This window comes from Nitrobacter sp. TKz-YC02, assembly GCF_049852135.1.
Taxonomy (GTDB): Bacteria; Pseudomonadota; Alphaproteobacteria; order Rhizobiales; family Xanthobacteraceae; genus Nitrobacter; species Nitrobacter vulgaris.
Genome location: NZ_CP180728.1, coordinates 1,555,242 through 1,570,492, shown reverse-complemented (window position 1 = coordinate 1,570,492; position 15,251 = coordinate 1,555,242). Strand labels below are relative to the sequence as shown.

Below are 15,251 nucleotides of genomic sequence, written 5' to 3'. Positions count from 1 at the left end.
GTCCATCACAGACGCTGCGAAGTGCCGCACAAATCGGAACCACCTGTCGCATCCCCGTAATGGAAGCCTTTTAGCGCGCGCACCTACGCGAACCGGTGTCCACTTCGCTCGAAAACGCTCATAGGGCAGGCTCGAACCAACAAAAAAGCGGCGCTCCACGATGCGCCGCCTTCTAAGTTTTAAAAGATGTCGAGCTTACGCGGCTTCCGAAGCTTCCTGCACCGGCCCGGAGTCCTGGCCCTTGGCATCGACGTCGCGATCGACGAACTCGATCACTGCCATCGGCGCGTTATCGCCGTATCGGAAGCCGGCCTTGATAATGCGGGTATACCCACCATGACGGTCCTTGTAGCGCGGCGCCAACACGTCGAACAGCTTCTTCACCTGATCGACGTCGCGCATCTCGCTGATCGCCTGACGGCGCTTGTCGAGGCCACCCTTCTTGCCGAGGGTCACCAGTTTTTCGACGATCGGACGTAGTTCTTTTGCCTTCGGCAGCGTGGTGACAATCTGCTCGTGCTTGATAAGCGCCGCCGCCATATTGGCGAACATCGCCTTGCGATGCTCCGCGGTGCGATTGAGCTTCCGGTGAACCTTACCATGACGCATTGATGTGATCCTCAGTCTTGTCCGGTTGCGACTGCTCGGCGGTCGCGCTGCTCAGGTGGGCTGCCTGCGTTCGCCCTATTTTGGGTTTCTCTCCCCCCACTCCGGGGAAGAGATCACTCAGTAATGGTCCTCGAAGCGTTTTGCCAGTTCGTCTATATTTTCCGGCGGCCAGCCCGGCACTTCCATACCGAGATGCAGACCCATCTGGGCCAGCACTTCCTTAATCTCGTTCAGCGACTTGCGCCCGAAGTTCGGGGTGCGCAGCATCTCCGCTTCCGACTTCTGCACCAGATCGCCGATGTAAACGATGTTGTCGTTCTTCAGGCAATTTGCGGAACGTACCGACAGCTCCAGTTCATCCACTTTCTTGAGGAAGGCAGGATTGAACGCCAGATCCGGAATGATCTCGGTGGCGACTTCCTTGCGCGGCTCCTCGAAGTTGACGAAGACGTTGAGTTGATCTTGCAGAATACGCGCGGCGAAGGCCACGGCATCCTCGGGCGTCACCCCGCCATTCGTTTCGATGGTCATGGTCAGTTTGTCGTAGTCGAGAATCTGACCCTCGCGAGTGTTTTCGACCTTGTAGGATACCTTGCGCACCGGCGAATACAGGCTATCAACCGGTATCAGTCCGATCGGCGCATCCTCGGGCCGATTACGCTCGGCGGCAACATAACCCTTGCCGGAGGCAACCGTGAATTCCATGCGAATCTCGGCGCCATCGTCGAGGGTGCAGATCTGAAGGTCGGGATTAAGCACCACGATGTCGCCGACGGTCTGGATGTCACCTGCAGTGACGCTGCCGGGACCCTGCTTCTTCACGACCATGCGCTTGGGGCCTTCCCCCTGCATCTTGATCGCGATGTCCTTGATATTCAGCACGATGTCGGTGACGTCCTCGCGAACGCCCGCGATCGAAGAGAATTCGTGTAGAACGCCATCGATGTGTACCGACTGCACTGCGGCGCCTTGCAGCGAGGACAGCAGGATTCGGCGCAGCGCGTTACCGAGGGTCTGGCCGAAACCGCGCTCAAGCGGCTCGGCAATCAGGGTCGCAAAGCGCGAGGGATCGCTGCCGGGAACGACCTGCAGCTTGTTCGGCCGAATGAGCTCTTGCCAATTTTTCTGGATCGTCACTGTTTCACCCATGCCATCAACATCGTTGGCGTTGGAGGACGCGGATCAATCCGCGAAATAAGATAAAAACCTCGAGTTGGCGGAACAACAAACCGCCACTGTCGAGTATCAAACGCGCCGGCGCTTGCGCGGACGGCAACCGTTATGAGGAATCGTGGTCACATCGCGGATCGAGGTAACGGTGAAGCCCGCAGCCTGCAGCGCGCGTAGTGCCGATTCGCGACCCGAACCCGGACCAGCCACCTCGACCTCAAGGGTGCGCATGCCGTGCTCCTGCGCCTTCTTGGAGACATCTTCCGCCGCCACCTGCGCCGCGTAAGGGGTCGACTTGCGTGATCCCTTGAAACCCATCGTCCCGGCCGATGACCAGGCGATCGTATTGCCCTGCGCGTCGGTGATGGTGATGGTGGTGTTGTTGAACGACGAATTGACATGCGCGATGCCGGACGCGATGTTCTTGCGCTCGCGGCGGCGAACGCGTGTAGCTTCCTTACCCATTGTCAGCCTTTCCTGTGATCTCAACGCCGCCGTAATGCCAGCGGCTCCACCGACGAAGCGAATAGCGATCAGAATCTATCGTTATTCGCCATTTCGTATCCGCGCTCTTACTTTTTCTTGCCGGCAATCGACTTGGCCGGCCCCTTGCGGGTACGCGCGTTAGTATGGGTGCGCTGACCGCGCACCGGCAGTCCGCGACGATGACGCAAACCGCGATAACAACCGAGATCCATCAACCGCTTGATGTTGATGCCGACCTCACGGCGAAGATCGCCTTCGACGAGATAGTCGCGATCGATGACTTCCCGAATCTGAAGCACTTCCTGATCGGTCAGTTGCGAGACCCGGCGATCGACCGGAATCTTGACCTTCTCGACAATATCGGCGGCATTCTTCTGACCAATGCCATGGATGTATTGAAGCGCGATGACAACGCGCTTGTTGGTTGGGATATTCACGCCGGCAATACGGGCCACAGATTTCTCTCCTGTTGCCGACTCGCGGTGAGCCGGCCTTTCCTTCGATATTTCAGGCGGGTATCCTCAAACACAAACACGACGCCTGACCCTCAGTTATCTTCGGGTCCGGCATCGTCTGAAACGATCCGCTGGATGCTTGTTTATTAAGGACTTGGTGGCATTTCGTCAACCGTCCCGCCACTTTTGCTCGCTCTTTCGTGACTTTTGGCCGCCAATTTTTGCTCACCTCACCGTGCTCCTTCCCCATTCCCAAGGGAGAGCCGCCTGGGACCATCATTTACTGGTTTTTCTCGCGCTTAGGTCGATTCTGGCCCGCTTACCATCCGCGGATGCCGAACTTTGACATCGGAACTCCCGACCGTCTCAGGACGCGGCGGATATCCCGTGTGACGTCATCGATAGCCATCATGCCGTCAACGGTCAGCAGCTTGCCTCGCTCCGAATAGTAGCGAATGAGCGGCTCGGTCAACGTGCGATAGCTGACCAGTCGCTTCGAGAGCACCTCTGGCCTATCATCGGCCCGCACCTGTTCCCCCTGCGCCGTCATTTCCGCGACACGGCTTTCAACGCGCTGCAGTAGCGCACTTTCGTCGACGCGAAGTTCAACCACGGCATCGAGTGCGAGATTTTTGGATTGGAGCAGACGATCCAGCGCCTCGGCCTGTGGGACGGTGCGCGGAAAGCCGTCGAGGATGAATCCCGTCTTCGCGTCCGCCTGTTCCAGCCGGTCGGAAATGATGCCGATGACGACATCGTCCGGGACCAGTCCCCCGCTCGCCATGATGTCCTTGGCCTTGAGGCCGACCGGCGTGCCGGCGGCGACGGCGGCGCGCAGCATGTCGCCCGTAGAAAGCTGAATGATTCCGTAGTGATGAACCAGACGTTGCGCCTGCGTTCCTTTTCCCGCCCCCGGCGGCCCGAGAAGAATCAGTCTCATAGAGAATTGCCCCATCGCCGGGTGAACGGGCAGCTGCGCACCTGCGCTTCGATATCGGGCACACCGCAAAATACGACCTGCGCCCTTCCGGCAACTAATACGGCAGTCCGGCTCAGGCGATCAATGCCTCGGACAAGAATCGCAGGCGGCAGATATGTCGCGGCCATCGTATACGACCCCAAACGAAGAACGCCGGGGTATGAAAGCGGTGCGTTTGGCGGATCTGACACGCATTCCGCAAAAGTGGATATCATCATCGCAAGCAGAACACGCGCAAGTTATTGACTGAAAGCATTTCTTCTCACTGACCGATTCCGATGAGCAAGAAACACTTCACGTCATCGACGGCGGCCTCTCAACTTGGATTTTTTTATCAGGCCTTCATATTGGTGGGCCAGCAGATATCCCTGCACCTGCGACACTGTATCCATCGTGACGCTGACCACGATCAGAAGCGACGTACCGCCGAAATAGAAAGGTACCGCTGCGTAAGAAATCAAAATCTCAGGAATCAGGCAGACAACCGCGAGATAAACCGCCCCTGGCACCGTGATGCGCGAGAGCACGTAGTCGATATACTCGGCGGTCCGCTCGCCTGGCCTGATGCCCGGAATGAAGCCGCCATGCTTTTTAAGATTATCGGCTGTCTCGGTCGGATTGAAGACGATCGCGGTATAGAAGAAGGTGAAGAACACGATCAGGGCGATGTACAGGACCAGAAACATCGGCCGGCCGTGACCGAGTTGGGTATTGATCCACTGGAACCATTCCGGTCCGCTACCCGCGTTGAAATTCGCGACGGTCGTCGGCAACAGCAGCAGCGACGAAGCGAAAATCGGCGGGATCACACCCGAAGTATTAAGCTTCAGCGGCAGATGAGAAGACTGCCCATCAAACATCTTATTGCCGACCTGACGCTTCGGATACTGGATCAGCAACCTGCGCTGGGCGCGCTCCATGAACACGATAAAGGCGATCACCGCGACGACCATAATCAGAACGATTAGGATAATCCCTGTGGACAGCGCGCCTTGCCGGCCGAGTTCGAGCATGTTGGCGAGTGCGGACGGCAGCTCGGCGACAATACCGGCCATAATGATGAGGGAGATGCCGTTGCCGATACCTCGCGACGTGATCTGCTCGCCGAGCCACATCAGAAACATGGTGCCGCCGGTCAATGTGATCGCAGTGGAGAGCAGGAAAAACATGCCGGGATTGGTGACGACGTTGCCGGCGCCCTGGAGACCGACGGCAATGCCGTAGGACTGGAAGAAGGCCAGCACCACCGTGAGATAACGGGTGTATTGATTGATAATCTTGCGGCCGGCTTCGCCCTCCTTCTTGAGGGCCTCGAGTTTAGGCGATACCGAGGTCAACAGTTGCAGGATGATCGAGGCCGAAATGTACGGCATGATGTTCAAGGCGAAAATCGCCATGCGGTCGATGCCACCGCCGGAGAACATGTTGAACATCCCGAGGATGCCGCCGGCCTGGGAATTGAACACCTTTTGCCAGACCGTCGGGTCGATGCCCGGCAGCGGGATGTAGGTACCCAGCCGATAGACAAGCAACGCGCCGAGCGTGAACCAGATGCGCTTCTTCAGCTCGTCGGCTTTCGCAAAAGCCGAGAAGTTTAGGTTAGCCGCCAGTTGTTCCGCTGCTGAGACCATATTCAGCCTTCTCCCGCGCCAATGGTGCCGTCACGCTCCGCCAGAACGGGCCAGCCGGCAGACGCCAGATCTCTCATGGTGCTCGATTTCTGATAAAATCTAACATCCGCAAGTTCTTGTCGTGCGCCAGAGCGGGCGATGACGCAGACGTTAGGCTGCCTCACCTTCGTCCTTCTTCGGCGCAAGGATTTTCACTGTGCCGCCGGCTTTCTCGACCGCCGTGATCGCGGACTTCGAGGCGCCATGAACCTCGATAGTCAGTTTCGCCTTGATCTCGCCGCGGCCAAGCAGGCGGACGCCACCCTTAGCGCGACGCACCACGCCGGATTTCACCAGCGACTCGGCGTTAACGGTCTCCTTGGCATTGATCGACCCGGCATCAATTGCGGCCTGAAGCCGGTCAAGATTGATTTCGGCGAACTCCACCCGGAAGATATTGTTGAAGCCGCGCTTCGGCAAACGCCGGTGCAGCGGCATTTGGCCTCCCTCGAAGCCTTTGATGCGCACACCCGAGCGCGCCGTCTGTCCCTTGCCGCCGCGGCCGCCGGTCTTGCCCTTTCCGGAGCCGATACCCCGGCCGATCCGCATGCGCTTCTTGCGCGAGCCTGCGTTGTCGGCGATATCGCAAAGTTTCATGGTCGCGTCCTCATCGTGTTCGTCGTGCCAGGATCGTCCCGGCCTTCCACGTCTTTTGCCGAACCCGGCGCATTCTAAGCCGTGGACCCCCGGCACAGGCCGGGCATAAATAGCAAATTGTTACGTCTCGTCGATTACACGGACGATGTGTCGAACCTTCTCGATCATGCCGCGAATTTCAGGCGTATCCTGCAACTCCGCGGTCCGACCGATCTTGTTGAGCTTAAGCCCGACCAACGTCGAGCGCTGTGAGTGGTGGCGGCGGATTGCGCTGCCGGTCTGCTCGACCCTGATTGTCTTTGCGGCCTTAGCCATCGTCGTCACTCCAAATCCTGTCTTGCCCGGCGGTCGGATTGGGCAGGTGGCAACCGCCGGCCCCAGCCCGGACTCCGCTTATTCGGCAACAGCCTCCGCATCACCGCCCACACGGCGCGATTGCAGCGTGGAAACCTTGATATTGCGGCGTGCAGAAACCGAGCGCGGTGAATCCTGGTGCTTCAGCGCGTCGAACGTCGCGCGAATCATATTGTAGGGATTGGACGAGCCAATCGACTTTGCCACCACGTCCTGGATGCCGAGCGTCTCGAACACCGCGCGCATCGGGCCGCCGGCGATGATGCCGGTGCCGGCCGGTGCTGCCCGCAGATAAACGCGGCCTGCGCCGTGGCGGCCTGCGATGTCGTGATGCAACGTCCGGCCCTCGCGCAGCGCCACGCGCGTCAGATTGCGCTTTGCCGACTCCGTCGCCTTGCGGATTGCCTCCGGAACTTCGCGCGCCTTGCCGTGACCGAAGCCAACCCGACCCTTCTGATCGCCGATCACGACCAACGCCGCGAAACCGAAGCGCTTGCCGCCCTTGACGACCTTCGCCACACGATTGATGTGGACAAGCTTGTCGACGAACTCGCTGTCGCGCTCCTCGCGATCTCTGCTCCGTTCGCGTCCGCCGCGTTCGCGTTCACCTGCCATGGTGTTTTTCCGATCCTTGTGAGGCTTCGCCCCTGTCCTATTCGTTCGATATCAATTTCAAGACACGCATTCTTGTTGCAAAACCGGATCCCGCTTTTGCAGAATACGCGCTTAGAAGCTCAAACCGCTTTCGCGAGCGGCATCGGCCAGCGCCTTGACGCGACCGTGATAGAGATAGCCGCCGCGATCGAAGACCACTTCCTTGACGCCGTTCTTCACCGCCCGCTCCGCCAACAGTTTGCCGACCGCTTTGGCTGCTTCGATATTGGCGCCCGTGTTGCCCGTACCGCGCATCACCTTTTCGAGCGAGGACGCCGAGGCCAGCGTCTCGCCCTTCAGGTCGTCAATGACTTGGGCATATATGTGCTTCGACGAGCGGAACACCGACAGCCGCGGTCTGCCATTTGCGGTGCGACGCAACGACAGCCTCACGCGTTGCTTGCGCCGGGCATTCGTAATCTTCAGTTTCGACATGACCGGCTCCGTTACTTCTTCTTTCCTTCCTTGCGGAAGATCGTTTCGTTGGCGTACTTCACGCCCTTGCCCTTGTAAGGCTCCGGCGGACGATAGCCACGGATTTCGGCCGCAACCTGACCAACGCGCTGCGCGTCATTACCCGTGATCGTGATTTCAGTCGGCTTCGGCACAGCAATCGTAATCCCCTCGGGGACCGCGTAATTGACATCGTGGCTATAGCCGAGCGCGAGCTGCAATGACTTGCCTTGCAACGCAGCGCGGTAGCCGACGCCGACGATCTCGAGCTTCTTCTCGAATCCCTTTGTGACGCCGTCGACAAGATTTGCGACTTGCGCGCGCGCTGTACCATACAGCGCCTGCGCCCGCTTGGTCTCGTATCGCGGCGCGACCTTCACCGCGCCATCCTCGAGCTTCACCTCGACATCGTCATGGACGACGAATTGAAGCTGGCCTTTCGGCCCCTTCATCTTGACGGTCTGCCCTTCGACGGTCGCAGTGACACCGGATGGCACCGTGACTGGCCTCTTGCCGATGCGTGACATGGCTTAATTCCTTCCTCAGAACACCGTGAAGAGAACTTCGCCGCCCACATTCGCGTCACGCGCGTCGTGGTCGGCCATGATTCCCTTCGGCGTCGACAGCACCGAAATCCCCAGCCCGTTGTTGACGCGCGGTAGATTTTTCACCGAAGCGTAAACACGCCGCCCCGGCTTGGAGACGCGCTCGATCTCGCGGATCACGGGTTCGCCGTCGAAATACTTCAACTCGATCTCAAGCTCGCTGCGACCCGAGGAATGCTCGACGCTGGCGTAGCCGCGGATGTAGCCCTCGCTCTTGAGGACTTCGAGCACGTTAGCTCGCATCTTCGAGCCCGGGGTCGAAACCTTTGGCTTGTTACGCATCTGCGCATTGCGGATGCGGGTGATGAGATCGCTGATCGGATCGTGCGTGGACATCTGGCGACCCTCCTTACCAGCTCGACTTCACGAGGCCGGGAACCAGGCCTCTGGAGCCAAGCTCGCGCAGTGCGATGCGACTCAGCTTGTTCTTGCGGTAGTTCGAACGGGGACGCCCGGTCAGTTCGCAGCGGTTGCGGATACGTGTCGCCGACGAATTGCGCGGCATTTCGGCGAGCTTCAGAGTGGCCGCGAACCGTTCCTCCATCGGCTTGGTCTTGTCGGAGATGATGGCCTTCAGCCGCGCGCGCTTCGCAGCCGCGTTCCCAGCCATCCGCCTGCGCCGGTTGTTCTTCTCGATCGAACTCTTCTTTGCCATGCTTGGCTCCTTGCCTTTCCGCGTCTGAGCGCTTCTCAGCGTCTCACTGCCGGAACGGAAAATTGAATGCAGTCAGCAGCGCCCGGGCCTCGTCGTCCGTCTGCGCCGTCGTGCAGACCGTGACGTCCATGCCCCAGCTCTCCCCTACCTTGTCGAAGTCGATTTCGGGGAAAATGATGTGTTCCTTGATACCGAGCGAGTAATTGCCGCGACCGTCGAAGCTCTTCGGATTGAGACCGCGGAAGTCGCGCACGCGCGGCAGCGCGACGTTTACCAGGCGGTCGATGAACTCGTACATCTTCGCCTTACGCAGCGTCACTTTGCAGCCGATCGGCTGGTTTTCACGCAGCTTGTAGGTCGCGATCGCGACACGCGAATAGGTCACGATCGCCTTCTGGCCGGCGATCAGCGCCAGGTCACCAGCCGCCGTCTCGGCCTTTTTGCGGTCGTTCACGGCCTCGCCGATTCCCATATTGAGGACCACCTTATCGAGACGCGGCACCTGCATGACGTTGGCGTAGCCGAACTCCTCGGTGAGTCTGGCGCGGATGCTCTTGTCATATTCCGCGCGCAGGCGCGGCACGTAAGCTGTTTCAGCCATCGATCTCCGCTCCCGAACGCTTGGCGACACGCACCTTGGTGCCGTCTGCCTGAATCTTGAAACCGACGCGGGTCGGCTTTCCGTCCTTGCCGACGATCGCGATGTTTGACAGGTGGACCGGCGACTCCTTCGAAATGATGCCGCCCTCCTGATTCTGGCTCTGCTTCTGGTGGCGCTTCACCATGTTGACGCCGCGCACCAGCGCCCTGCCCTCTGCGGGGCGCACCTCGAACACCTCGCCGGTGCGACCCTTGTCGCGGCCCGACAATACGATAACCTTGTCGCCCTTCCGGATCTTGGCAGCCATCACAGCACCTCCGGCGCCAGCGATATGATCTTCATGTGGTTCTTGGCACGCAGCTCGCGCGGCACCGGCCCAAAAATGCGGGTACCGACAGGCTCGGACTGGTTGTTGATCAGAACGGCCGCATTGCGGTCAAAACGGATCACCGAACCGTCCGCGCGGCGGATATCCTTGGATACCCGCACCACCACCGCCTTCATGACGTCGCCCTTCTTCACCTTCCCGCGCGGGATGGCTTCCTTGATCGACACGACGATGATGTCGCCCACCGTTGCATAGCGGCGCTTGGAGCCTCCAAGCACTTTGATGCACATGACACGGCGTGCGCCTGAATTATCGGCCACGTCGAGGTTGGTCTGCATCTGAATCATTGATGCACCTTGTCCTCTTTCTAATGCGCAAAATCGCGCTTAAGCAGTTTTCTTCTGTTCGCCCCGAACCACGGTCCAGCGCTTCAACTTCGAGATCGGCTTGCTTTCCTCGATCCACACCATGTCACCCGGCTTGAACTCATTGTTCTCGTCGTGCGCGTGATAGTTTTTCGAGCGGCGAATGGTCTTCTTGTAGATCGGATGGGTAAAGCGGCGATCGACGCGCACCACAACCGTCTTGGCTTGCTTGTCGCTAACGACCACGCCCTGCAGCGTACGTTTCGGCATTTCGGACCCCTTATTTCTTCGCGTCGCGCTTTTGCGCGGCGATGGTCTTGATCCGTGCAATATCGCGGCGGGCTTCGCGCAACCGCGAGGTGTTCTCAAGCTGTCCGGTGGCTCGCTGGAAGCGCAGATTAAACCGCTCCTTCTTCAGATTGGCGACGGCGTCGTCCATCTGGTCGGGGGTCATCGCGCGGATGTCGGCGGTCTTCATTTCTGCCATGTCGGTTACTCCGCAATACGCGCGACGAAGCGCGTTTTGATCGGCAGCTTGGCGGCAGCGAGAGTCAGCGCTTCCTTGGCGGTTTGCGCGGCCACGCCATCGATCTCGAAAAGAACCCGGCCCGGCTTGACCCGTACCACCCACAATTCTGGCGCCCCCTTGCCTGAGCCCATGCGGACCTCGGCCGGCTTCTTCGATACGGGCACGTCCGGAAAAACGCGGATCCAAACTCGTCCCGCGCGCTTCATGTGGCGCGTAAGCGCTCGCCGCGCGGCTTCGATCTGGCGCGCCGTGATGCGCTCGGGCGCCATTGCCTTCAGGCCGAACTGGCCGAACGCAAGTGTCGCGCCCGACGACGCGACGCCGTGGATGCGGCCCTTGTGTGCCTTCCGGAACTTGGTCTTCTTCGGTTGCATCATGGCTTACGCCCTCAAACCTTCTCTCGTTCAAGCCGCGTCGCGGCGCGGACGGCTGTCGTCGCCGGCCAGGCGCTTGTCCTGAGCCATCGGATCGTGCTCGAGGATCTCGCCCTTGAATATCCAGACCTTGACGCCGCAGGTGCCAAACGTCGTGAACGCGGTAGCAACGCCGTAGTCCACGTCGGCGCGCAGCGTGTGCAGCGGCACACGGCCTTCGCGATACCACTCCATGCGGGCGATTTCGGCGCCGCCGAGACGGCCCGAGCAATTGATCCGAATGCCTTCGGCGCCAAGACGCATCGCCGACTGCACGGCGCGCTTCATCGCGCGGCGAAATGCGACTCGGCGTTCAAGCTGCTGCGCGATCGATTCGGCGACCAGCGTGGCATCGAGCTCCGGCTTGCGAATTTCGACGATGTTGAGAACCACGTCGGACGAGGTGATGTCAGCAACCCTTTTGCGAAGCTTATCGATATCGGCGCCCTTCTTTCCGATCACGACACCGGGGCGCGCCGAATGGATCGTCACGCGGCACTTCTTATGCGGACGCTCGATCACGATGCGGGCAACGGCCGCCTGCTTGAGTTCCTTGTGCAGGAGTTCGCGGATCTTGACATCCTCGTGCAGCAGTCTGCCGTACTCGCTCTTGCCGGCATACCAACGGGAATCCCAGGTCCGGTTGATACCCAGACGCAGCCCGATTGGATTGATCTTCTGACCCATCGTTTTCTCCCGCGCCTCTTTAAGCGCTCGCCTCGGCCTCGACCTGACGTACTACGATTGTCAGTTGCGAGAACGGTTTATAGATACGGCCCGAACGGCCACGGCCGCGCGGCGCGAAACGCTTCATCACCATGCCGTTGCCGACAAACGCCTCCGATACGATCAACTCGTCGACGTCGAGGTCGTGGTTGTTCTCCGCATTGGCGATCGCCGATTCCAGACACTTCTTTACGTCGACTGCGATCCGCTTGCGCGAAAACTGCAGGTCCGCGAGCGCCGCAGACGCCTTGCGGCCACGGATCAATTGCGCAACCAGGTTGAGCTTCTGCGGGCTCACCCGAAGCATCCGGGCGATCGCCTTGGCCTCGTTTTCCGGGAGGCTCCGTTCGCGCTTTGGTTTGCTCATGACTTAACCTCAAGCCCTCTTGGCTTTCTTGTCGCCCGAGTGGCCATGGAAGGTACGAGTCGGCGAAAACTCACCGAACTTGTGACCGACCATCTCCTCGTTGACCGACACCGGCACGTGCTTCTGACCGTTGTAAACACCGAACACCAGACCGACGAATTGCGGCAGAATGGTCGAACGGCGGCTCCAGATCTTGATGACGTCATGACGGCCGCTCGCCCGCGCGGCATCTGCCTTCTTGAGCAGGGAGCCTTCAACAAAAGGGCCTTTCCAGACTGAACGAACCATGTCCGGCTTTCCTTACTACTTCTTCCGCTTGTGGCGGCTGATGAGAATGAACTTGTTGGTCGACTTGTTGGAACGGGTCTTCTTGCCCTTGGTCGGCTTGCCCCACGGCGTCACGGGATGACGGCCGCCAGAGGTACGGCCTTCGCCGCCGCCATGTGGATGGTCGATCGGGTTCATAACCACGCCGCGGTTGTGCGGACGGCGGCCCATCCAGCGGGTTCGGCCCGCCTTGCCGATCGAGGTGTTCATATGATCCGGATTCGATACCGCGCCGATGGCGCCGCGGCAACGCCCGTGCACCAGACGCTGCTCGCCCGAATTCAGACGCAGGATGACATAGTCCTGATCGCGGCCGACGATCTGAGCATAGGTGCCAGCGGAACGGGCAAGCTGACCACCCTTGCCGATCTTCATCTCGACATTGTGGACGATCGTGCCGACGGGCATGTTGCCGAGCGGCATGACATTGCCCGGCTTGACGTCAACATAATTCCCCGCGACGACGGTGTCACCGACAGCCAGACGCTGCGGCGCAAGGATATAAGCCTGCTCGCCGTCCTGATACTTGATCAGCGCGATGAACGCAGTGCGGTTCGGATCATATTCGAGCCGCTCGACAACCGCCGGCACGTCTGTCTTGCCGCGCTTGAAATCGACGTTGCGATAGGCCTGCTTGTGGCCGCCGCCGCGGAACCGCACGGTGATGCGCCCAGTGTTGTTGCGGCCGCCCTTGCCGCGCTTGCCCTCGGTCAGCGTCTTGACCGGCTTGCCCTTGTAAAGGGCCGAGCGATCGACCATCACCAACTGGCGCTGGCCTGGCGTCGTGGGATTGTATGTCTTAAGTGCCATAATCTATCGCCTTAAAGCCGTTTCCGCCTCAGAGTCCGGTAGTGACGTCAATGCGGTGACCCTCTTCGAGGGTCACAACCGCGCGCTTGACATCCGACTGCGAGCCTAAGTTGCCGCGGAAGACCTTTACCTTGCCCTTGCGCACCAGCGTATTCACGCTCTTGACCTTGACGTCGAACAGTTTCTCGACCGCTTCCTTGATCTGCGGCTTAGACGCCTTGCGCGCCACCTTGAACACCACCTTGTTGTACTCGGAGGCCATCGTCGCCTTTTCGGTAATGACCGGAGCGACAATCACGTCGTAATGCTTCGCATCGATTGTCATTTGAAGCGCGCCTCCAACGCATCAACCGCCGCCTTGGTCAACACCAGCTTCTGGCGGCGCAGAATGTCGTAGACGTTGATGCCCTGGATCGGCAGCACGTCGATGTTCGGAATGTTCCGCGCAGCGGTTGCGAACCCGGCATGAACCTGCGCGCCGTCGACGATCAGCGCACTGGTCAGACCGAGGCCGGAAAAATGACCCATCAGAGCCTTGGTCTTGGCGTCCTTCAATTCGACGCTGTCGATGACAATCAAACCGCCGTCCTTGGCTTTCGCCGATAGAGCATGGCGCAGCGCCAGCGCGCGCACCTTCTTGGGCAGATCATGCGCATGACTACGAACGACCGGCCCGAACGCCCGGCCGCCGCCGCGGAACTGGGGCGCGCGGGCTGAACCGTGACGAGCGTTGCCGGTGCCCTTCTGCTTGAACAGCTTTTTGCCGGTACGCCAGATTTCCGCACGTCCCTTGGTCTTGCGGGTGCCCGCCTGACGCTTGGCAAGCTGCCAATTCACGCAGCGCTGAATCAGATCCTTGCGCGGCTCAAGCCCGAAGATGCCGTCCGATAGTTGAACCGAACCCGCAGCCTTACCTTCGAGGGTGGTAATGTTCAGTTCCATGTTATGCCCCCTCCTTCTCGGCCGGGACATCCGCCGTGACTTTGTCGTCCGCAGCCTGCGCGCCGCCTGCAACCTTGAACTTGCCTGGTTGCGGCGCTTCCTTGGGCAACGGCTTCTTCACCGCGTCGCGCACCGCGATCCAGCCGCCCTTGGAGCCCGGAACGGCGCCCTCGACCAGGATCAGGCCGCGCTCGACGTCGGTCTTCACCACGCGCAAATTCAGCGTTGTGATGCGGTCGACGCCCATGTGACCGGGCATCTTCTTGTTCTTGAAGGTCTTGCCTGGATCCTGACGCCCGCCTGTCGAACCGATCGAACGATGCGAGACCGAGACGCCGTGCGTAGCGCGCAGACCACCGAAGTTCCAGCGCTTCATGCCGCCGGCGAACCCTTTGCCGACCGAGGTTCCGGTGACATCGACGAACTGGCCGACCACGAAATGGTCCGCCTGAATTTCCGCGCCGACAGGAATCAGCGCATCCTCGGACACACGGAATTCTGCAACCTTGCGCTTCGGCTCGACCTTGGCGACCGCGAACTGTCCGCGCTCCGCCTTCGGCAGGTAGACCGTCTTGCGCACGCCCGAGCCGAGCTGCAACGCAACGTAGCCGTTCTTCTCGCCGGTCCGGTGCCCCAACACCTGACAATTGCTCAGCTTCAGCACGGTCACAGGGATATGCTCGCCGGTCTCTGTGAAGACCCGCGTCATCCCGACCTTTTGTGCGATCACTCCGGAGCGCATCGTCGTGCTTCCTGTTCTTTCTGTCCGCTAACGTGCGAACGTTTCCCAAACTTCGTTTCGACTTCCGCGTGCCCGATCTAACGGCGGGCTGCCGAGTCAGAGCTTGATCTCGACGTCGACGCCTGCAGCCAGATCGAGCTTCATCAAGGCATCGACAGTCTGAGGAGTTGGATCGACGATATCGAGAAGGCGCTTGTGCGTCCGCATTTCGAACTGCTCGCGGCTTTTCTTATCGACGTGCGGCGAACGGTTGACCGTAAACTTCTCGATTCGCGTCGGCAGCGGGATCGGTCCACGAACCTGCGCGCCGGTGCGTTTCGCGGTATTTACGATCTCGCGGGTCGACGTATCGAGAATCCGATGGTCGAACGCCTTGAGACGGATACGGATATTCTGGCCGTTCATTGCCGTGTC

General features: G+C 60.0%; 27 protein-coding genes. All 27 read right to left on the bottom strand.

The features are described from left to right. Window positions 1-195 precede the first annotated feature (195 nt). The 27 genes from rplQ to rpsJ all read right to left on the bottom strand — a co-directional run bounded on the left by rplQ (window position 196) and on the right by rpsJ (window position 15,242). Complete coding sequence (gene rplQ, locus ACM561_RS07460) at window positions 196-609, bottom strand: 50S ribosomal protein L17 (protein WP_079446348.1); 414 nt, start codon at window positions 607-609, stop codon at window positions 196-198. Window positions 610-726: 117 nt separating this feature from the next. After that, on the bottom strand, window positions 727-1,758 hold the full coding sequence (locus ACM561_RS07455; protein WP_079446347.1) for a DNA-directed RNA polymerase subunit alpha: 1,032 nt from the start codon (window positions 1,756-1,758) through the stop codon (window positions 727-729). A gap of 96 nt (window positions 1,759-1,854) precedes the next feature. Then, window positions 1,855-2,244, bottom strand: coding sequence for a 30S ribosomal protein S11 (gene rpsK / locus ACM561_RS07450; protein WP_006021048.1), 390 nt, complete (start codon window positions 2,242-2,244; stop codon window positions 1,855-1,857). A gap of 107 nt (window positions 2,245-2,351) precedes the next feature. After that, complete coding sequence (gene rpsM / locus ACM561_RS07445; RefSeq protein WP_425909131.1) at window positions 2,352-2,720, bottom strand: 30S ribosomal protein S13; 369 nt, start codon at window positions 2,718-2,720, stop codon at window positions 2,352-2,354. 319 nt (window positions 2,721-3,039) lie between these two features. Continuing rightward, window positions 3,040-3,660 carry an adenylate kinase gene (locus ACM561_RS07440; RefSeq protein WP_425909129.1) on the bottom strand — a complete coding sequence of 207 codons (621 nt, stop codon included), beginning with the start codon at window positions 3,658-3,660 and terminating at the stop codon, window positions 3,040-3,042. 338 nt (window positions 3,661-3,998) lie between these two features. Beyond that, window positions 3,999-5,330, bottom strand: coding sequence for a preprotein translocase subunit SecY (gene secY, locus ACM561_RS07435; RefSeq protein WP_079446344.1), 1,332 nt, complete (start codon window positions 5,328-5,330; stop codon window positions 3,999-4,001). A 150-nt stretch (window positions 5,331-5,480) separates the two neighbouring features. Further along, window positions 5,481-5,966: a 50S ribosomal protein L15 gene (gene rplO / locus ACM561_RS07430; protein ID WP_079446343.1), complete on the bottom strand. Its 486-nt coding sequence runs from the start codon at window positions 5,964-5,966 to the stop codon at window positions 5,481-5,483. Between the two features lie 120 nt (window positions 5,967-6,086). Continuing rightward, window positions 6,087-6,281, bottom strand: coding sequence for a 50S ribosomal protein L30 (gene rpmD / locus ACM561_RS07425; RefSeq protein ID WP_425909126.1), 195 nt, complete (start codon window positions 6,279-6,281; stop codon window positions 6,087-6,089). A 78-nt stretch (window positions 6,282-6,359) separates the two neighbouring features. Continuing rightward, on the bottom strand, window positions 6,360-6,935 hold the full coding sequence (gene rpsE / locus ACM561_RS07420) for a 30S ribosomal protein S5 (RefSeq protein ID WP_079446341.1): 576 nt from the start codon (window positions 6,933-6,935) through the stop codon (window positions 6,360-6,362). A 111-nt stretch (window positions 6,936-7,046) separates the two neighbouring features. Next, a complete protein-coding gene (gene rplR, locus ACM561_RS07415; protein ID WP_079446340.1) occupies window positions 7,047-7,409 on the bottom strand; it encodes a 50S ribosomal protein L18 in 363 nt (120 codons plus the stop codon). 11 nt (window positions 7,410-7,420) lie between these two features. Then, a complete protein-coding gene (rplF, locus tag ACM561_RS07410; RefSeq protein WP_079446339.1) occupies window positions 7,421-7,954 on the bottom strand; it encodes a 50S ribosomal protein L6 in 534 nt (177 codons plus the stop codon). A 15-nt stretch (window positions 7,955-7,969) separates the two neighbouring features. Further along, the gene (rpsH, locus tag ACM561_RS07405) at window positions 7,970-8,368 is read right to left on the bottom strand and encodes a 30S ribosomal protein S8 (protein ID WP_079446338.1); all 399 of its coding nucleotides are present in this window, start codon (window positions 8,366-8,368) and stop codon (window positions 7,970-7,972) included. A gap of 13 nt (window positions 8,369-8,381) precedes the next feature. Further along, on the bottom strand, window positions 8,382-8,687 hold the full coding sequence (gene rpsN / locus ACM561_RS07400; RefSeq protein WP_079446337.1) for a 30S ribosomal protein S14: 306 nt from the start codon (window positions 8,685-8,687) through the stop codon (window positions 8,382-8,384). Between the two features lie 43 nt (window positions 8,688-8,730). Further along, the gene (gene rplE / locus ACM561_RS07395; RefSeq protein WP_309774075.1) at window positions 8,731-9,288 is read right to left on the bottom strand and encodes a 50S ribosomal protein L5; all 558 of its coding nucleotides are present in this window, start codon (window positions 9,286-9,288) and stop codon (window positions 8,731-8,733) included. Continuing rightward, window positions 9,281-9,595: a 50S ribosomal protein L24 gene (rplX, locus tag ACM561_RS07390; protein WP_079446335.1), complete on the bottom strand. Its 315-nt coding sequence runs from the start codon at window positions 9,593-9,595 to the stop codon at window positions 9,281-9,283. The genes rplE and rplX overlap by 8 nt, the downstream gene beginning before the upstream one ends. Continuing rightward, on the bottom strand, window positions 9,595-9,963 hold the full coding sequence (gene rplN, locus ACM561_RS07385) for a 50S ribosomal protein L14 (RefSeq protein ID WP_009797128.1): 369 nt from the start codon (window positions 9,961-9,963) through the stop codon (window positions 9,595-9,597). Before rplN ends, rplX begins: the two co-directional genes overlap by 1 nt. A gap of 39 nt (window positions 9,964-10,002) precedes the next feature. Continuing rightward, window positions 10,003-10,251, bottom strand: a complete 249-nt coding sequence (gene rpsQ / locus ACM561_RS07380) for a 30S ribosomal protein S17 (RefSeq protein ID WP_009797129.1) — start codon at window positions 10,249-10,251, stop codon at window positions 10,003-10,005. A gap of 10 nt (window positions 10,252-10,261) precedes the next feature. Next, window positions 10,262-10,468, bottom strand: a complete 207-nt coding sequence (gene rpmC, locus ACM561_RS07375; RefSeq protein ID WP_309774076.1) for a 50S ribosomal protein L29 — start codon at window positions 10,466-10,468, stop codon at window positions 10,262-10,264. A 5-nt stretch (window positions 10,469-10,473) separates the two neighbouring features. Then, the gene (rplP, locus tag ACM561_RS07370) at window positions 10,474-10,887 is read right to left on the bottom strand and encodes a 50S ribosomal protein L16 (protein ID WP_079446333.1); all 414 of its coding nucleotides are present in this window, start codon (window positions 10,885-10,887) and stop codon (window positions 10,474-10,476) included. Window positions 10,888-10,914: 27 nt separating this feature from the next. Beyond that, window positions 10,915-11,610, bottom strand: coding sequence for a 30S ribosomal protein S3 (gene rpsC, locus ACM561_RS07365; RefSeq protein ID WP_009797132.1), 696 nt, complete (start codon window positions 11,608-11,610; stop codon window positions 10,915-10,917). A gap of 19 nt (window positions 11,611-11,629) precedes the next feature. Then, a complete protein-coding gene (gene rplV / locus ACM561_RS07360; protein WP_079446332.1) occupies window positions 11,630-12,016 on the bottom strand; it encodes a 50S ribosomal protein L22 in 387 nt (128 codons plus the stop codon). A 9-nt stretch (window positions 12,017-12,025) separates the two neighbouring features. Further along, on the bottom strand, window positions 12,026-12,304 hold the full coding sequence (gene rpsS, locus ACM561_RS07355) for a 30S ribosomal protein S19 (protein WP_309774077.1): 279 nt from the start codon (window positions 12,302-12,304) through the stop codon (window positions 12,026-12,028). Window positions 12,305-12,319: 15 nt separating this feature from the next. Then, complete coding sequence (gene rplB / locus ACM561_RS07350) at window positions 12,320-13,153, bottom strand: 50S ribosomal protein L2 (RefSeq protein WP_079446330.1); 834 nt, start codon at window positions 13,151-13,153, stop codon at window positions 12,320-12,322. A 28-nt stretch (window positions 13,154-13,181) separates the two neighbouring features. Then, window positions 13,182-13,478, bottom strand: coding sequence for a 50S ribosomal protein L23 (locus ACM561_RS07345; RefSeq protein WP_079446329.1), 297 nt, complete (start codon window positions 13,476-13,478; stop codon window positions 13,182-13,184). After that, window positions 13,475-14,095 (bottom strand): 50S ribosomal protein L4, encoded by a 621-nt coding sequence (gene rplD, locus ACM561_RS07340; protein ID WP_425909121.1) that lies wholly within the window; start codon window positions 14,093-14,095, stop codon window positions 13,475-13,477. The genes ACM561_RS07345 and rplD overlap by 4 nt, the downstream gene beginning before the upstream one ends. 1 nt (window position 14,096) lies before the next feature. Next, a complete protein-coding gene (gene rplC, locus ACM561_RS07335; protein WP_425909120.1) occupies window positions 14,097-14,837 on the bottom strand; it encodes a 50S ribosomal protein L3 in 741 nt (246 codons plus the stop codon). 96 nt (window positions 14,838-14,933) lie between these two features. Next, entirely contained in the window at window positions 14,934-15,242 is a 309-nt protein-coding gene (rpsJ, locus tag ACM561_RS07330; RefSeq protein ID WP_002712302.1) for a 30S ribosomal protein S10, read from the bottom strand. Window positions 15,243-15,251 lie beyond the last annotated feature (9 nt).

Bases quoted from the DNA above. Each gene is read 5' to 3' on its own strand.
- rplQ (WP_079446348.1), bottom strand. From the start codon at position 609: ATGCGTCATGGTAAGGTTCACCGGAAGCTCAATCGCACCGCGGAGCAT.
- ACM561_RS07455 (WP_079446347.1), bottom strand. From the start codon at position 1,758: ATGGGTGAAACAGTGACGATCCAGAAAAATTGGCAAGAGCTCATTCGG.
- rpsK (WP_006021048.1), bottom strand. From the start codon at position 2,244: ATGGGTAAGGAAGCTACACGCGTTCGCCGCCGCGAGCGCAAGAACATC.
- ACM561_RS07440 (WP_425909129.1), bottom strand. From the start codon at position 3,660: ATGAGACTGATTCTTCTCGGGCCGCCGGGGGCGGGAAAAGGAACGCAG.
- secY (WP_079446344.1), bottom strand. From the start codon at position 5,330: ATGGTCTCAGCAGCGGAACAACTGGCGGCTAACCTAAACTTCTCGGCT.
- rplO (WP_079446343.1), bottom strand. From the start codon at position 5,966: ATGAAACTTTGCGATATCGCCGACAACGCAGGCTCGCGCAAGAAGCGC.
- rpmD (WP_425909126.1), bottom strand. From the start codon at position 6,281: ATGGCTAAGGCCGCAAAGACAATCAGGGTCGAGCAGACCGGCAGCGCA.
- rpsE (WP_079446341.1), bottom strand. From the start codon at position 6,935: ATGGCAGGTGAACGCGAACGCGGCGGACGCGAACGGAGCAGAGATCGC.
- rplR (WP_079446340.1), bottom strand. From the start codon at position 7,409: ATGTCGAAACTGAAGATTACGAATGCCCGGCGCAAGCAACGCGTGAGG.
- rplF (WP_079446339.1), bottom strand. From the start codon at position 7,954: ATGTCACGCATCGGCAAGAGGCCAGTCACGGTGCCATCCGGTGTCACT.
- rpsH (WP_079446338.1), bottom strand. From the start codon at position 8,368: ATGTCCACGCACGATCCGATCAGCGATCTCATCACCCGCATCCGCAAT.
- rpsN (WP_079446337.1), bottom strand. From the start codon at position 8,687: ATGGCAAAGAAGAGTTCGATCGAGAAGAACAACCGGCGCAGGCGGATG.
- rplE (WP_309774075.1), bottom strand. From the start codon at position 9,288: ATGGCTGAAACAGCTTACGTGCCGCGCCTGCGCGCGGAATATGACAAG.
- rplX (WP_079446335.1), bottom strand. From the start codon at position 9,595: ATGGCTGCCAAGATCCGGAAGGGCGACAAGGTTATCGTATTGTCGGGC.
- rplN (WP_009797128.1), bottom strand. From the start codon at position 9,963: ATGATTCAGATGCAGACCAACCTCGACGTGGCCGATAATTCAGGCGCA.
- rpsQ (WP_009797129.1), bottom strand. From the start codon at position 10,251: ATGCCGAAACGTACGCTGCAGGGCGTGGTCGTTAGCGACAAGCAAGCC.
- rpmC (WP_309774076.1), bottom strand. From the start codon at position 10,468: ATGGCAGAAATGAAGACCGCCGACATCCGCGCGATGACCCCCGACCAG.
- rplP (WP_079446333.1), bottom strand. From the start codon at position 10,887: ATGATGCAACCGAAGAAGACCAAGTTCCGGAAGGCACACAAGGGCCGC.
- rpsC (WP_009797132.1), bottom strand. From the start codon at position 11,610: ATGGGTCAGAAGATCAATCCAATCGGGCTGCGTCTGGGTATCAACCGG.
- rplV (WP_079446332.1), bottom strand. From the start codon at position 12,016: ATGAGCAAACCAAAGCGCGAACGGAGCCTCCCGGAAAACGAGGCCAAG.
- rpsS (WP_309774077.1), bottom strand. From the start codon at position 12,304: ATGGTTCGTTCAGTCTGGAAAGGCCCTTTTGTTGAAGGCTCCCTGCTC.
- rplB (WP_079446330.1), bottom strand. From the start codon at position 13,153: ATGGCACTTAAGACATACAATCCCACGACGCCAGGCCAGCGCCAGTTG.
- ACM561_RS07345 (WP_079446329.1), bottom strand. From the start codon at position 13,478: ATGACAATCGATGCGAAGCATTACGACGTGATTGTCGCTCCGGTCATT.
- rplD (WP_425909121.1), bottom strand. From the start codon at position 14,095: ATGGAACTGAACATTACCACCCTCGAAGGTAAGGCTGCGGGTTCGGTT.
- rplC (WP_425909120.1), bottom strand. From the start codon at position 14,837: ATGCGCTCCGGAGTGATCGCACAAAAGGTCGGGATGACGCGGGTCTTC.
- rpsJ (WP_002712302.1), bottom strand. From the start codon at position 15,242: ATGAACGGCCAGAATATCCGTATCCGTCTCAAGGCGTTCGACCATCGG.